The organism is Bacillus pretiosus (assembly GCF_051294775.1).
In the GTDB taxonomy this organism is placed as follows: Bacteria; Bacillota; Bacilli; order Bacillales; family Bacillaceae_G; genus Bacillus_A; species Bacillus_A wiedmannii.
Genome location: NZ_JBPPHF010000001.1, coordinates 1,169,707 through 1,183,845, shown reverse-complemented (window position 1 = coordinate 1,183,845; position 14,139 = coordinate 1,169,707). Strand labels below are relative to the sequence as shown.

17 protein-coding genes are annotated in these 14,139 nt (G+C 31.8%); 12 read left to right on the top strand and 5 right to left on the bottom strand.

All coding sequences use genetic code 11. The features are described from left to right. Positions 1-4 precede the first annotated feature (4 nt). Both ACSG5Z_RS05870 and ACSG5Z_RS05865 read right to left on the bottom strand, forming a co-directional pair. Positions 5-1,477 (bottom strand): sensor histidine kinase, encoded by a 1,473-nt coding sequence (locus tag ACSG5Z_RS05870; protein ID WP_435711260.1) that lies wholly within the window; start codon positions 1,475-1,477, stop codon positions 5-7. Beyond that, positions 1,470-2,135, bottom strand: coding sequence for a response regulator transcription factor (locus ACSG5Z_RS05865; protein WP_087984467.1), 666 nt, complete (start codon positions 2,133-2,135; stop codon positions 1,470-1,472). The genes ACSG5Z_RS05870 and ACSG5Z_RS05865 overlap by 8 nt, the downstream gene beginning before the upstream one ends. 448 nt (positions 2,136-2,583) lie before the next feature. Between ACSG5Z_RS05865 and ACSG5Z_RS05860 the strand changes: the two genes are divergently transcribed. The 6 genes from ACSG5Z_RS05860 to ACSG5Z_RS05835 all read left to right on the top strand — a co-directional run bounded on the left by ACSG5Z_RS05860 (position 2,584) and on the right by ACSG5Z_RS05835 (position 7,407). Beyond that, positions 2,584-3,276 carry an HAD family hydrolase gene (locus ACSG5Z_RS05860; protein ID WP_435711259.1) on the top strand — a complete coding sequence of 231 codons (693 nt, stop codon included), beginning with the start codon at positions 2,584-2,586 and terminating at the stop codon, positions 3,274-3,276. Positions 3,277-3,477: 201 nt separating this feature from the next. Continuing rightward, the gene (locus ACSG5Z_RS05855) at positions 3,478-3,849 is read left to right on the top strand and encodes a DUF4180 domain-containing protein (RefSeq protein ID WP_262749015.1); all 372 of its coding nucleotides are present in this window, start codon (positions 3,478-3,480) and stop codon (positions 3,847-3,849) included. Positions 3,850-3,954: 105 nt separating this feature from the next. After that, entirely contained in the window at positions 3,955-4,458 is a 504-nt protein-coding gene (locus ACSG5Z_RS05850; protein ID WP_262749016.1) for a MepB family protein, read from the top strand. Between the two features lie 138 nt (positions 4,459-4,596). Continuing rightward, positions 4,597-5,367, top strand: a complete 771-nt coding sequence (locus ACSG5Z_RS05845; protein ID WP_435710983.1) for an arylamine N-acetyltransferase family protein — start codon at positions 4,597-4,599, stop codon at positions 5,365-5,367. Between the two features lie 144 nt (positions 5,368-5,511). After that, the gene (locus tag ACSG5Z_RS05840; RefSeq protein WP_262749018.1) at positions 5,512-6,165 is read left to right on the top strand and encodes a YdeI/OmpD-associated family protein; all 654 of its coding nucleotides are present in this window, start codon (positions 5,512-5,514) and stop codon (positions 6,163-6,165) included. A 126-nt stretch (positions 6,166-6,291) separates the two neighbouring features. Beyond that, entirely contained in the window at positions 6,292-7,407 is a 1,116-nt protein-coding gene (locus ACSG5Z_RS05835; RefSeq protein ID WP_097890197.1) for an NAD(P)/FAD-dependent oxidoreductase, read from the top strand. 43 nt (positions 7,408-7,450) lie between these two features. On the opposite strand, the gene ACSG5Z_RS05830 is transcribed toward ACSG5Z_RS05835, so the two are convergent. Beyond that, a complete protein-coding gene (locus tag ACSG5Z_RS05830) occupies positions 7,451-7,900 on the bottom strand; it encodes an NUDIX hydrolase (protein WP_435710980.1) in 450 nt (149 codons plus the stop codon). Between the two features lie 48 nt (positions 7,901-7,948). Continuing rightward, positions 7,949-8,206 (bottom strand): hypothetical protein, encoded by a 258-nt coding sequence (locus ACSG5Z_RS05825; RefSeq protein ID WP_060486781.1) that lies wholly within the window; start codon positions 8,204-8,206, stop codon positions 7,949-7,951. A 201-nt stretch (positions 8,207-8,407) separates the two neighbouring features. Here ACSG5Z_RS05825 and ACSG5Z_RS05820 point away from each other — a divergent pair, with 201 nt between their 5' ends. From ACSG5Z_RS05820 to ACSG5Z_RS05805, 4 genes are all read left to right on the top strand, one after another. Then, a complete protein-coding gene (locus ACSG5Z_RS05820) occupies positions 8,408-9,838 on the top strand; it encodes a PQQ-dependent sugar dehydrogenase (RefSeq protein WP_435710978.1) in 1,431 nt (476 codons plus the stop codon). Positions 9,839-9,912: 74 nt separating this feature from the next. Then, positions 9,913-10,485 (top strand): YybS family protein, encoded by a 573-nt coding sequence (locus tag ACSG5Z_RS05815; protein ID WP_060486783.1) that lies wholly within the window; start codon positions 9,913-9,915, stop codon positions 10,483-10,485. A gap of 39 nt (positions 10,486-10,524) precedes the next feature. Then, positions 10,525-11,088, top strand: a complete 564-nt coding sequence (locus tag ACSG5Z_RS05810; protein WP_435710977.1) for a GNAT family N-acetyltransferase — start codon at positions 10,525-10,527, stop codon at positions 11,086-11,088. A gap of 77 nt (positions 11,089-11,165) precedes the next feature. Next, complete coding sequence (locus ACSG5Z_RS05805) at positions 11,166-11,546, top strand: nucleotide excision repair endonuclease (protein WP_001048941.1); 381 nt, start codon at positions 11,166-11,168, stop codon at positions 11,544-11,546. Between the two features lie 53 nt (positions 11,547-11,599). Here ACSG5Z_RS05805 and ACSG5Z_RS05800 read toward each other — a convergent pair whose 3' ends face one another. Continuing rightward, positions 11,600-11,806, bottom strand: a complete 207-nt coding sequence (locus ACSG5Z_RS05800) for a hypothetical protein (protein WP_087984457.1) — start codon at positions 11,804-11,806, stop codon at positions 11,600-11,602. 132 nt (positions 11,807-11,938) lie between these two features. On the opposite strand from ACSG5Z_RS05800, the gene ACSG5Z_RS05795 reads away from it, so the two are divergent. Continuing rightward, positions 11,939-12,718, top strand: a complete 780-nt coding sequence (locus tag ACSG5Z_RS05795; RefSeq protein ID WP_060486786.1) for an undecaprenyl-diphosphate phosphatase — start codon at positions 11,939-11,941, stop codon at positions 12,716-12,718. A gap of 71 nt (positions 12,719-12,789) precedes the next feature. Further along, on the top strand, positions 12,790-14,112 hold the full coding sequence (locus ACSG5Z_RS05790) for an NAD(P)-binding protein (protein WP_088609371.1): 1,323 nt from the start codon (positions 12,790-12,792) through the stop codon (positions 14,110-14,112). Positions 14,113-14,139: the final 27 nt, after the last annotated feature.

The following is a 14,139-nucleotide window of genomic DNA, read 5'->3' as shown; positions in this document are numbered from 1 at the left end:
CCTACTAAGAGGGGAGTTTGTTTGTTTGTTGTTTAGATAAAGGAATGTTCATGCAAAATTGCACACTATGTTCCATATTTTTTATAGAATACTTTATATTTAGCGTTTCAAGAATTTGTTTAACAATATATAGCCCCAAACCACTTCCGCCAGTATTTCGATTCCTTGATTTTTCAATTCGATAAAATGGTTTGAAAATTTGTTGTATATCTTCATCTTTAATATTGATACCTGTATTTATAATTTGCATTTTAATTTGATTTTGTTTAGAATCCTTACTTAACTTTATATAGACTTTTTCATTATGTGGTGAATACATAACTGCATTATGGATAATATTTTTACATGCTTTTTCAAAAAGTACACGATCTGTATAAACAGAAAGGTCAGAGTCAATTTCTTTTATTATTTGGATGCTTTTTTGAGAAGCGAAAAATTCGAGATCTTTTGTGATTGTACCTATTAACTTTGAAAGATTAACTTCTTCTATTTTTAGTTTAAATGTGTGTTGTTCTAACTTTGACATACTTAAAATTTCACGAACTAATTGTTCCATACTTTCAATAATTTGATGATTTTTTTTTAAATATTGATCACGATTTTGATAAGGGCCAATATTGTATATCATCCCTTCTAAGTATCCTTTCATTACAGTAAGAGGAGACTTTAATTCATGTGCTACAATCGCAAAAAACTCTCTGCGTTTTGTTTCTATTTCTCTTTCTTTTTCAATATCATTTTTTAATTGTTCATTTGCTTTTTTTAAATCAAACATAGCTTGTTGTAAGTTAATAGACATGTCATTCAAACTATTAGATAATTCTCCTAACTCATCTGTGGAGCGAACCTCAATTTTTTCGGAGAAATCTAAATTTGCCATCTTTTGTGCACCCTCATTAATATAAATAAGTGGCTTTGTAATAAACCTGGAATAGAAATAAGCACTCCCTATACCAATTACGATCACAATGATACTAATATAGGGGAGAAAGCGCGCTAATACTTGCGAAGCTTCATCAATCGGTTGAAATGTTGCGAACACTACAAGCGTTAAACTACCATCTTGGAATTGAATTGGTTCCGTAACATTATATGAATTGCTAATGGTACCTGCATTCTCAAATCGTGCTGCTTTAGTAACTACTGTTGTTTGTGTACCACTTTGAATAAAAGAAAATGAAGGCGAGTAAATAATTATTCCTTCTTTATTTTGAAGCGAAAGCATCGCGTTATTTTTTTTTGCGTATTCATCAAAAAGTGGTATCGCATCTTGAAACGTAAGATCTTTGGATTTATCAATTATTTCTTTTATCCCTGTTTGAAGTTGATCTGTTTTGTATTGCTCATAAAACGTAGGGAGAAAGAAATATAAAGTTAAATAAATCAACACTGCAAAGGATAACAAAATGAGAGATGTAGTCATAAAGAGTTTATAAGTAATTTGCTTCATCTTCATGATTTTTACAATTCTATTCATCAATTTTATAACCAATCCCCTTTATTGTTTTAATATAGGGGATAGCTAGTTTTTTACGTAGATTTTTAATATGTGTATCTATTATTCGTGTTTCTCCAAAATAATCGTATCCCCAAACTTTTTCTACGATATTTTCTCTTGTAAGTACTTTTCTTTCATTTTGAAATAGTAGTTGTAGAATTTCGAACTCTTTTGTCGTTAACAAAATTTCAACATCATTTACATATACTCTATATGCATCAACATCAATGCGCACTTCTTTAAATACCAAATAATTATTTACATTTTTATCATAACTTCTTCTAAGTACAGCTTGGACTCGTCTAATCAAAACATGAAACGAAAAGGGTTTTGTTATATAATCATCAATCCCAAGATCGAACCCTTTCATTTGATCTTCCTCTTCTTCTAACGCAGTTAGCATAATAATTGGTATGTTTGACTGACTTCGAATCATTTTAGCAACTTCAAATCCATTAAGATTGGGCATCATTACATCTAGAAGCACTAAATCAAAGGATTGCTTATTAAATTGTGTCATACCCTCTAGTCCATCAGAAGCAACTACCACTGTATACTGTTGTGTCATTAAAAATTGTTTAATTAATTCCTGAATTTCTTGATCGTCCTCAACCACGAGGATATGATAGTTTTTCATAATATCACCTCTGGTAGTCATTATAGCCGTACTATCTGTAGTTTATGTGGAGATACAGTAGGAAACTTCATAGGACGTTTAACGTATTAACTCCATTTTCAAGATTGTGTATTCTCCATAAAAAAGTATTATTACCCATATTCCTTTTTTATGGAGAAATATTTGTGTGCTTGAAAAAACTTATCATATAAAAAGCTGAACGATTAATATTTACAAAAAAATAATGTATAATAATGTAAATTGTATGTAGTTTTTTTAAACTGTTTGAAAATATACTTTCGATATTTTACTAGAAGGGGAAAGGGAGATGAATTTAAATATAAAAGAAGCCAGCGAAATTTTAGAGCGTACGCCACAAACTTTTTAGTTTTTTTGCTAATTTAGTAAAGGCCTAAGGTGCGAACAAGGGATTATTTAAATCATGTGAGAAAGGTTGTGAAATTATTTGATGGGTTATAAAGCGATGCTGTTTGATTTAGATGATACGTTAATTGATAGGGATAAGGCAGTAGATAACTTGTTTTTATTAGTTTTAGAAAAATGTTATGAGGATGTTAGTGATACAGTCAAAAACAATATGTTACAGAAATTCAAAGAATACGATAAAAGGGAATACGGCATTAGTGATAAAACGATAGTTTTAGAATCATTATTTGATGAATTCGCGCCGAAATATAGATTGCCACGCGATTATATCCAAGATTTTTGGAATTTAAATTTCCCTAAATGTTTTTCGATAGACCAAAATACTATTCATTTCTTAAATCATATAAAGAGTCACTTTAAAATTGGAATTATAACAAACGGCTCAACGCATAGACAAAAAGCTAAAATAATTAACACGAATTTAAACAATTACTTTGATACGATTATTATTTCTGAAGAAGTGGGACTTAGTAAACCTGATAAACGTATATTCGAATTAGCATTAAATAAGCTAAATGTACAACCAGAAGATGTATTATTTATTGGAGATGACTTAGAAAAGGATATTGCTGGTCCTCAAAATGCAAATATAAAAGGTGTGTGGTTTAACCCTCAGAAAATCAAGAATACTACCCAAATACAACCATATGCCGAGATTAACACTTTGGATAGTTTGTTAAGTTATGTTAATCCACAATGTTTTTATAACAAGTAAAAGCAATTTCATATATATATTCAAAAATATAAAAAGAGAAACTATCATTAATTTCATTGACCGTATTAGTAATAAAAAATAGATATTTACAATAAAAAATAGTGGCGATTTTAATAGTTGCGGCTAATTTAATCTATGGTTAATACGAAGTTTTTTAAAATAATTTTACTCATACTGTGTAAATTATAAAGGGGTGGGACTATGGAAATAAAGAAATTAGTTATCGATGGAATAAATATTGCGGTCATAAAAAATGATAAAGTACTAATATCCAATGTTCAAACTGCGTTGGATCTTATGGCAACAGTTCAATATGAGGTAGATGCTAAACATATTATTATCGACAAATCATTAATAACTGAAAGTTTCTTTGACTTAAAAACACGCCTTGCTGGTGATATCCTTCAAAAGTTTATAAATTACAGAGTAAAGATTGCTATTATTGGAGATTTCTCTATGTATACGAGTAAAAGCTTAAAGGATTTTATTTATGAATGTAATAAAGGGAAAGACATTTTTTACTTAGCAACTGAACAACAAGCAATTGAAAAACTAAGTACATTGAAGCATTAATAATACCATAGTAAAATCTCCTTCTTTTTCACGTCGTTTATTATTTACAATATATAAGAACTGATGTTTGTGATAAACTAAGGGGTGAATAAAGGGGGGATTTTCTTGAACAAATTTAATGATGTAATCCGAAATTTAAACAATATAATTTACAAACCTAACGAATTAATAATCACGAATCTAAAAGAAGAACAGCAAAACGCAGAATATGCGGGATGTTTATTTCACTTAAATCATAAAAGCATTCGTTTTAGAATATCAAAAATTACCCCTAATAAAATTGGGCAATTTGTTTCTTTTTGGGAGAAAGATGACAATATGCATAATCAAGCATTTTCTTATGACGCTGCTCCTAATCTTTTAGTTATCACTTGTATAGATGAAAATAAATTAGGACAATTTATTTTCCCTAAAGAAATTCTTCTTAAAGAAAAAATATTAAAAACACAAAGTCAAAAAGGGAAGATGGCTATGAGAGTGTATCCTATTTGGGATACTCCTGTTAGCAACCAAGCTAAAAAGAGCCAAATGTGGCAACTTCAATATTTTGTTGATATAAGCGATCATAATAATTTACCTATAGATAAACTATTACATTTGTATTTGTAACTTCTTTTCTTAAGTAATCTTGTGAATTAGACTTTTTGTACCGGTACAGTTAAACGAAATGTACATTGTTTCAGTACCCCATCAAATTTACAATCAGCATATACTATTTTAACTTATAAATGTTAAGGGGTGCTGAATATGACAAGTCTACAATACAAACTGTTTACAAGATTGAATCTTACAAACCGTACTGAAGTGAAGTTTGAAGAATTAAATACAATTCTCTTTGCATTTGCACACACTATACCATTTGAGAATTTAGATGTTATAGCACGTAATGCGAATACAATTACTATGGAAAATTTACAGAATAAAATTTTAACTACATCCCGCGGCGGACTTTGTTATGAATTAAATACTCTTTTTTACTACTTTTTAAAAGATTGTGGTTATGATGTACAACTTGCACTTGGAACCGTATATAAAAATGAAATCAATGCATGGGCACTTGAAGATGGACATATAACGATTATTTTAAAGTATGCTAACGAACGATACTTAATTGATGTAGGTATTGCTTCCTTAGTACCTTTAATCCCTGTACCTTTTACTGAAGAGCCTGTTTCCTCTAAAAATGGTTCGTATCGAGTGAGAAAACGAGACACAAGTAAAGGAAATTACGTTCTAGAAAGAAAAGATACGAACGGAGAGTGGAAAGTTTGTCATGCCTTTTATAATCGTATCATTGATGAGACAGTAGTGAACGATGTTCAAAAAAGAGTAATAGAAGATGAGAAATCTATTTTTAATAAGGGACCAATTGCAGTGAAATTAACGGACTATGGCCATGTCTCTTTAACGAATACGAGTTTAACTGAAATGATTAATGGGGAAAAAATAAAATGTGAAATTACAGAAGATCAATATAGAGAGCTATTAAATACTTTATTTGCTATTGATTTGAGATGAAACGAATAGCTAGCCGGTTCTTACGCAGAATCGGCTATTTTATTAACTTTAATTTAAAATTACTATTAAAGTTTGATTTTATTAATAGATATAATACACTAGAACAGTATGTACAATGAATTTTGAATGTAAAGGAAGATTTTTATGTCAATTATTGATAAATTGAAACTTAATAAGTATACAAATATGGTCGTAATGAATGAACCTAGTGATTATGACATTTTCACAGGAAAAGAAACTGCATTTTCAAAAGAACACGATGCCATTTTTATTTTTGTAGAAACACTTGATGAAATGGTGAAACAAACGAATTATATTATTAGTAATGAAGAATTACTAATTGAAAAAGGCTACATATTCTTCGCATATCCGAAAAAAGGTAATTTTCGTTACAGTACGTTTATTCACCGTGATGAGATGTTTCCAGCGTTAAACGTTGGCGAAGATGGGTATGTAGGACAGAGTGATATTAAATTTGCACGAATGGTAAGTATGGACGACGTCTTTACTGTTGTAGGCTTAAAGCGTGAAAAGAAAAAAGAGAAGAAAACGCCTGCTATGAGTCAATGTGTTGCCGATTATGCAGATCGTATTAAAGATGTTGAAGCATTATTAGTTAATCATCCAAATGAACTTAAATTTTATCAAAGTTTAACACCTGGATATCAAAAAGATTGGGCGCGTAATTTATTTTCTGTAAAACAAGAAAAAACACGTGACAAACGTCTTGAGAAAATGATTGAAATTCTTTCACAAGGCTATAAAACAATTGAATTATTCCGCAAGAAGAAAAAATAATGGTTAGGAAAATCACAATGGTGCAACAATTAATTGCGCTTAGCACATTGAAAAAAGGATTCCTTTCAGTATACTAAAGTAAGTTCTTATATTTAAATAATTAGCAAAAGAGAAAAGGTGTTTGAAATGAAATCGTATATTATAGTTGGAGCTGGTATTTTAGGAGCGTCTACTGCTTATCATCTTGCTAAAGCAGGTGCGAATGTTACTATCGTTGATCGACAACAATTAGGGCAAGCAACTGATGCAGCAGCTGGTATTGTATGTCCTTGGCTTTCACAGCGTCGTAATAAAGCGTGGTATAAAATTGCTAAAGGCGGTGCACGTTACTATTCTTCTTTAATTCAGCAATTAGAAGCAGACGGTGAAACGGATACAGGATACAAACGTGTAGGTGCAATTAGTTTACATACTGATGAGAAAAAGTTAGATAAAATGGAAGAGCGCGCTTATAAACGACGTGAAGATGCACCAGAGATTGGTGAAATCACTCGCTTATCAGCTGAAGAAACGAAAAAATTATTCCCAGCATTATCTGAAGAATATAGTTCTGTTCATATTAGTGGCGCTGCACGAGTAAACGGAAGATCATTACGTAACGCATTAATAAGTGCTGCAAAAAAACATGGCGCAACTTTTATAAAAGGAGACGCAGTATTAGTCCGTGAAGGTAATCATATTATTGGAGTTAAAGTAAATGACGAAACAATGGTAGCAGAAAAGGTAATTGTAACCGCAGGCGCATGGGCGAATGAAATATTGAATCCATTAGGAATCAATTTCTTAGTTACATTCCAAAAAGGACAAATTGTTCATTTACAAACGGAAAATACAGCAACAGAAAATATGCCAGTTGTTATGCCGCCAAATGATCAATATATTTTAACGTTTGACAATGGTCATGTCGTAATTGGTGCTACTCATGAAAACGAAACTGGCTTCGATCATCGTGTAACAGCAGGTGGTTTACATGAAGTATTCCATAAAGCATTAACTGTTGCACCTGGTTTAGATGATGGTACTATGCTTGAAACGAGAGTTGGATTCAGACCATTTACTCCAGGATTCTTACCTGTTATCGGACCACTTCCTAACTTCGACGGTATTCTTGTTGCAAACGGATTAGGAGCTTCAGGTTTAACAGCTGGTCCATATTTAGGTTCAGAACTTGCTAAATTAGCACTCGGACAACCAATTGAATTAGATTTAAACGATTATGACGTTGCTGGTGCAATTGAATAACAAAAAAAGATTAGGATTCGCTCCTAATCTTTTTTATTTATTGCTAATACTTTAATTGCTTTAATAACCTTTTATTTAATTCCCATAATGCTGTTTTGTTACTATCCCACTTTAAAAGCGTTACTGCTTCCTCAAAGCATAACCATTTATAATTGGAGTGTTCTTTGGATAATGAAATGTTTTTTGTAGAAACTTGGAATCCAAAAGAAAATTCTTTTATTACATAAACATCTTCTCCCCAAAGAAATCCTCCGACTACATCCTCTACAGGTAGTGAAGAAACAGAATCTAATTTTATATAGGGACATTCTTTTATAATACCAGCCTCTTCAAACGCTTCTCGTTTTGCTGATTCAATAGGAGTTTCACCATCTTCTCCACCACCAGCTATTCCTTGCCAATAACCATAATCACTTCGGTTAAAAATAGCGTATTGAATAGAATCTTCAATTATTATATAAGGAAATATTAATACTTGATATGGTGCTCTCATTGCATAACCTCTTTCTGAAAATAAGCTTTAAATAAACATGAATAATTGTTAATTATTAAATGGAGTGGGGGTTCTTTTGAATAAAAACACCACTGATAAAATAAAGATTACAGCCTTCAAACTACCCCAATATGGATAAACAGTATGATCAGTTAAACTAGCATATTGAAAGATATTCTCTAAACCGAAAATCCCAATAACGACTGCTAAGAGAAAAGCAGCTTTTCCAATAGTACTATTACGATAGAGGGTAAATAAGTATATTGCACATATAAGTGGTACGATGATTTGTAGTAAGATTGCCATGAATTGTCCCCCTAATTTATATTTTATACTTATATTATATCAAAAATGTAATAAAAAGGAATGTAAGTTAATTGATGCTAAGTAGAAAACAGACTTGTACGAACAGGGATATCACACTTTTACGTCTATAGTTTTGATACTAATTTAACTACTCTCATCATATTCTTCTATTAAAAAGAATAACAAGGAGTGTAAAGTTAATTGACAAAAGTTAAGGTTCGTTTACGGCCCATCGTTCATAAAGTAAATTTACCGACTGTATTGAAAACAGCTATACTTCCAGGTGAATCGATCGAAAGACTATTTATCGCAACTCAATTAGGAGAGGTTTTTTACATAGGAGACGGAGCTATAAAGACATTTTTAAATATTCGTCACCGAATTATTAAATTAGGTACATTTGAAGAAGGTGTTTCTAGTAGCGGTTATGATGAACGCGGTTTGCTGGGACTAGCGTTCCATCCACAATTTAATCATAACGGCTTATTTTACCTTCATTATTCAATAGCTGGAACTCAAGGACCAGGTTCGCTTTCAGAACAATTTAAACCGAATCCTTGTGACCCGAAAACTTTAAATTTAAAGTGGACAAATAGAGATACTCAATATGATCATATTGATACAGTTGAAGAATGGGTTTTACAATCAAATGGCCAACCTCAAAAGCGAAGAACATTACTTAATATAAAACGGCCATTTTTTAATCATAACGGCGTAAATAGCTTAAACTTTTCACCTGAGACTGGAAAACTTGTTTTTACTAATGGAGATGGTGGTTCTGGCTATGATCCGTTTAATTTAAGCCAGGATGATTTAGAAATAGCGGGTAAAATAATTGAAATCGATGTAAGTAAAAATACGTCCATAAATAATCCTCCAGTAGTTACACGTTTTAATGAACTTCCTCTATCTATTCAAGAAACTCTTACATTAATTGCAAAAGGCGTACGTAATATAACAGGTATTTCATTTCAAAGGTTGCATAATCAATATATCAAATATGCCGGTAACGTCGGACAAGATATTGTAGAGTCTATTTTTTCTTTTGTTCGATATAAATCAATACCAGTTACCGAAATCGTTCAAATCCATTTAATGAGAGATACTCCTGATCAATATGGATTTATTAATTTTGGGTGGAGAGGATGGGAAGGGGAATTACCTACTTCTTTTATAAGGCACTGTTCTGAGAATCCTACTTTGGATGAGAGGATAACGGCTTATTATGATGAAACAATAGTAACATCAGTAAATCGTATTCAACCTCTAATAAGTTATTATCATAAAGATTCCAGACCGGATAAGTTTGGAGGAACTTCACTTACAGGAGTTCAACCATATATGGGGACTGCAATCCCAAATTTAACAGGTAGCGTCGTATTTACTGACCTTGCTAAGAAAGAAGAATCTCAGTCTCCAGTAAAGGGTGCGTTAGCTTATTCTAGAGCTGGTACGCATGGTAAACATACTGACTTTCATGTTATTGAAATCGATTATGATTTTGGTACGCAAGCGGCTTTTTATATGAGTTTGGGAACAAATTTAGATCAAACTAGATTATATTTAGGGGTCTATGGTTCTATGAAAGTAACGGATTTTAACAAAGGTACTATTTTTGAAATCGTTCCTTAATATGATAGACACTCTCGGAATTATTCATTATATAATCGTCCACTGTATAATTAGATATCTTTAGGGGGATTTTGATGAATCACTTTAGAAACTATTGGTATCAACCGATGATCGCGCATGATGCGAATTTTGTTCATAAAAGAAAGATGACGCCAGCAAAGAGGTTAGTGATTACAGCGTTACTCGGTTCACTTGCTGCTATTTTTCAATCTGCCGGGAACCTACTCCCTGGTATAGGCTTATTTATTAGTCCTTTTGCGACGCTGCCTATATTTTTCGCTATTTGTTATTCTACTCGCACGGGAATACTTTCTTACATTCTTACTATTCTCCTATTATTTATTATTGAGCCAAGCGAACTAATTGTCTTTCCTTTTACTACAGGTTTATTAGGTATAGCGTTAGGAGTATCCTTTATACAATTCAAGAGAAGGATTTGGATTGTTTCCTTTTCGGCGATATGTTTACTTATAGGAATTATGGTCGTTCTTGATATCTTTCGATTTCCTGTATTAGGTCCTACTGTTCATACAACTTTGGATATAAAAATTATTCTATCAATATTTATTCTGAGCTTTCTATACTGCTGGATCTATGCAGGCATTTGTAGAATAATGTTGAATAGAGTATATAAAGTATGGTATTAACAATTCCTCTTATATTATAAAAGAATGGAGATTTAGGTCGTGTATAACATTGAAATTAGGAGACCCAATTCGGATGATATAGATGAAATGAATTTGTTTTTTCGTCTTGTTATTACTGACACATTTAATAATGAAGGGTTATCACAATTATTGGATGACATAGAAAATGAAATACATACGAAAAAACAGTATTTGAAAAATGATATGGAGAGCAATGGAGACAGTCGTTACTTTTTATTAGCAATTGATACAAGTAATGATAAAATCATTGGAACAATTGAAATCGGTCCAGCAAGTACATTGATTCATAGCTGTACAGGTGGTGTATTTAAAGATTTATATGAAATAGGAACTGTATTCGTACTACCTGAATATCAACAAAAGGGTATAGGTAATTTATTACTACATGCAATGTATATTACGTTACTTAGCAGAGGAATAACAGAATACTGTTTAGATAGTGGATACAAAAAAGCGCAAAGTATATGGACGAAGAAGTTTGGAGAGCCTAGTTATGTACTGAAGGATTATTGGGGAGCATCAAGTGATCATATGATTTGGAAAAAAACTTTACATGATATCCCTATAATATTTGAATTATAAAATGAAATATACCTCTGAACGTAGCTTTTCTTACATATGTATGCTATTATTTATCTTTATAATAAAAGAGGACGTGAATGAACTTGATTAAAATTAATATTCCTGAAGCTGATGTTTCAATTACTGAACGTAAACAAGTTATTAAAGGAGACGAGCCAATAATTACTCCAATTAATGGATTTATCGATTTCCACTTGTTCCCTAGAGATAAAGGCGGCATTTTTATGTTTTACAATATTAATGACGAACTTCTTTTCGTAGGTAAAGCTCGTAAAATTAGACAACGTATTAAGAAGCATTTTGAAGACAATGTTTCACCAATTAAAAATCACCGTGATGAAGTATACCGCATCGATGCATGTATCGTAGAGGATCCAACAGAAAGAGAAATTTACGAAACTTACATTATTAATGAATATAAAGCAAAATATAACGTTGATAAAGTATTCTATAAATAAGTAACAAAAAAACAATCCTAGCACATAGACTGGGATTGTTTTTTTATTTAAATTTAGTCCCCATATTTTTCTCCTTTTTTTAAATGATTCGCAACAATAAAACAGCATACACCTATACATATAAATACAATTCCAATTGTTTTATGTTTTCCTTCAAAGAAAGGAATATCAGAAATAACATTTGTCATACATAACCCTATAAACACAAGGATAGGTCCTGCCCACAGTAATACATTGCCGAATTTCGTATGTTGCCACATAGTAACCCTCCTTACTTCTCTTTACATATATATCCATAAATTACAAGTAAATTCATAGAGAAATATAGTTTTTTTCATATCGAAAATTTAACCTTCATATATTGGTACAAGCAAACGAGAAAGGGGACCATCATGAATTGGTTAGAAGCTTTTATTTTAGGGATCATACAAGGTTTAACAGAGTTTTTACCGATAAGTAGTACAGGGCATCTTTATTTAGGAAGGCATTTGTTTCAATTAGATGAAGCCGGATTGTTTTTAGATACGATGCTTCATATTGGAACTTTACTTGCTGTGTTTATTTATTATAAGAAAGAATTTATATATTTAATTAAAAATCCATTTTCAAAACTAATGTTACTACTTATTGTTGGGACGATACCCGCAGTTGTAATCGGATTATTATTTAAAGACTTTTTTGAGGATATTTCAAAAACAGGTATTACGATTGGTTGGGAGTTTTTAGTGACAGGATTCTTTCTATATATGGCCGATAAACAAAAGAATGGTCGTAAAAAAATGGACGACATTACATATAAAGATGCATTTATCATTGGTTCATTTCAAGCGGCTGCTATTTTTCCAGCAATTTCTCGTTCTGGAATGACAATTGTCGCCGCATTATGGAGGAAATTAGACCGCGAAACTGCTGCTTACTTTTCTTTTTTATTATCAACGCCAGCCATTGTCGGAGCTATTATTTTGCAATTAGCAGATGTTTATCAAGGGAAAGCAGAATCTATTTCTAGTACATCTTTAATCGTCGGCACATTATCAGCAGCGTTTTTCGGTTATATAGCCGTTTCATGGATGATTCAATATTTAAAACGTCACTCCTTAAAAGTATTCGCGTATTACGTATGGGGATTAGGCATTTTAATTTTAACGTTACAATTTACTCATGTGTTTTAATGTAGTAACTATTCGTTTAGATCCTGTTTCATTCATACAAGGCAGGGTCTTCTTTCATTAAGGGGGAAAATATGTTTAATAAGGCTATCGTTATTGGCGGAAGTATCGCAGGAAAACTCGCAGCAAAAGCATTATCATCTACTTTTAAAGAAGTAATCATTATAGAAGCTGGTGAAAGATGGGATGGAAAGTCTTCGAGAAAAAGAGTTCCACAAAGTAATCATCCTCATGTGTTATTAAAAGGTGGAGAAAAAGCGATTGAGGAATTGTTTCCTACTATCACTAATGAATTAATTGAAACAGGTAGTATCGTAAATAACTTTACTCGTGATATAAAATGGCATCAATTTGGTTTATGGAAACAGCAATTCATAGGTAAAGTACATATGATTCAACAAAGTAGGTTTTTGCTTGAATGGCATATTCAAAAACGAATTAATGATATTTCAAATGTTACCACTAAATTTGGAACATTAGTTGATGGTTTATTAGTAGATGGAAAGCTTAACAAAGTAAGTGGAGTAAAAGCTAAATGCTTAGAGACGGGCACGCAAGAAGAAATTCAAGCAGATATTGTTGTTGATGCAAGCGGATTCGGTTCAAAAAGTATAGCGTGGTTACGTGAATACAATATTGAAGTGCAAGAAGAGAAAGTGCGCATTGATTTGTTTTACGCAACTAGAATGTTTAAACTCAATGAAAATGAGAAATTAGACTGTTGTAATATGCTAATGTCTCCAAGTTTCCCTGACAATCCGTATGGTGTTCTTATTCAAACGATTGAGGATAATCGCTATTTTGTTACTTTCAGCGGATATGCAAATGAGAAAGCACCACAAACAGATGATGAGTTTTATGATTTTGCTGAAAACCTATCAATTTCTAATGTGACAGATTTTCTAAATAAAGCTGAGGCAATTTCAAATATCAAAACGTACAAAATTCCTTATCAAGTACGTCGGCGATTTGATTTAGTTAATCATTTACCAGAAGGATTGTTAGTAGTTGGGGATGCACATTGTCGTTTTGATCCTGTTTTTGGGCAAGGTGTTTCAGTTGCAGCTATGGAAGCTCACCAATTGCAGTTACTTTTGCAAAAGAGACAAAAACTTGATAAAACATTTACACAGCGATTTTATAAAAAGACCGCTAATATTATACAAACTCCTTGGGAAATGACTACAACGGAAATATCACGTCATCCTCAGCTAACAAGAAAATTATCGATGAAGCAAAAATTTCAGCTATGGTATACGAAACAAATATATGAACTATCTGCAACTGACTCTGATGTTTATATTCGATTAGTAAGAGTGATGAATTTAATTCGTAGTCCATTGCACCTATTTCATCCGAAAGTACTACTTGCTGTATTACTGAAGCGAAAGAAATAGCAGGAAAATAATCGATTAAAAAGAATA

Coding starts and splice junctions, on each gene's coding strand:
- ACSG5Z_RS05825 (WP_060486781.1), bottom strand. CDS start 8,206: ATGGCAATCTTACTACAAATCATCGTACCACTTATATGTGCAATATAC.
- ACSG5Z_RS05855 (WP_262749015.1), top strand. CDS start 3,478: ATGGAAATAAAGAAATTAGTTATCGATGGAATAAATATTGCGGTCATA.
- ACSG5Z_RS05805 (WP_001048941.1), top strand. CDS start 11,166: ATGAACTTGATTAAAATTAATATTCCTGAAGCTGATGTTTCAATTACT.
- ACSG5Z_RS05865 (WP_087984467.1), bottom strand. CDS start 2,135: ATGAAAAACTATCATATCCTCGTGGTTGAGGACGATCAAGAAATTCAG.
- ACSG5Z_RS05790 (WP_088609371.1), top strand. CDS start 12,790: ATGTTTAATAAGGCTATCGTTATTGGCGGAAGTATCGCAGGAAAACTC.
- ACSG5Z_RS05830 (WP_435710980.1), bottom strand. CDS start 7,900: ATGAGAGCACCATATCAAGTATTAATATTTCCTTATATAATAATTGAA.
- ACSG5Z_RS05815 (WP_060486783.1), top strand. CDS start 9,913: ATGAATCACTTTAGAAACTATTGGTATCAACCGATGATCGCGCATGAT.
- ACSG5Z_RS05860 (WP_435711259.1), top strand. CDS start 2,584: ATGGGTTATAAAGCGATGCTGTTTGATTTAGATGATACGTTAATTGAT.
- ACSG5Z_RS05840 (WP_262749018.1), top strand. CDS start 5,512: ATGTCAATTATTGATAAATTGAAACTTAATAAGTATACAAATATGGTC.
- ACSG5Z_RS05795 (WP_060486786.1), top strand. CDS start 11,939: ATGAATTGGTTAGAAGCTTTTATTTTAGGGATCATACAAGGTTTAACA.
- ACSG5Z_RS05800 (WP_087984457.1), bottom strand. CDS start 11,806: ATGTGGCAACATACGAAATTCGGCAATGTATTACTGTGGGCAGGACCT.
- ACSG5Z_RS05835 (WP_097890197.1), top strand. CDS start 6,292: ATGAAATCGTATATTATAGTTGGAGCTGGTATTTTAGGAGCGTCTACT.
- ACSG5Z_RS05845 (WP_435710983.1), top strand. CDS start 4,597: ATGACAAGTCTACAATACAAACTGTTTACAAGATTGAATCTTACAAAC.
- ACSG5Z_RS05870 (WP_435711260.1), bottom strand. CDS start 1,477: ATGAATAGAATTGTAAAAATCATGAAGATGAAGCAAATTACTTATAAA.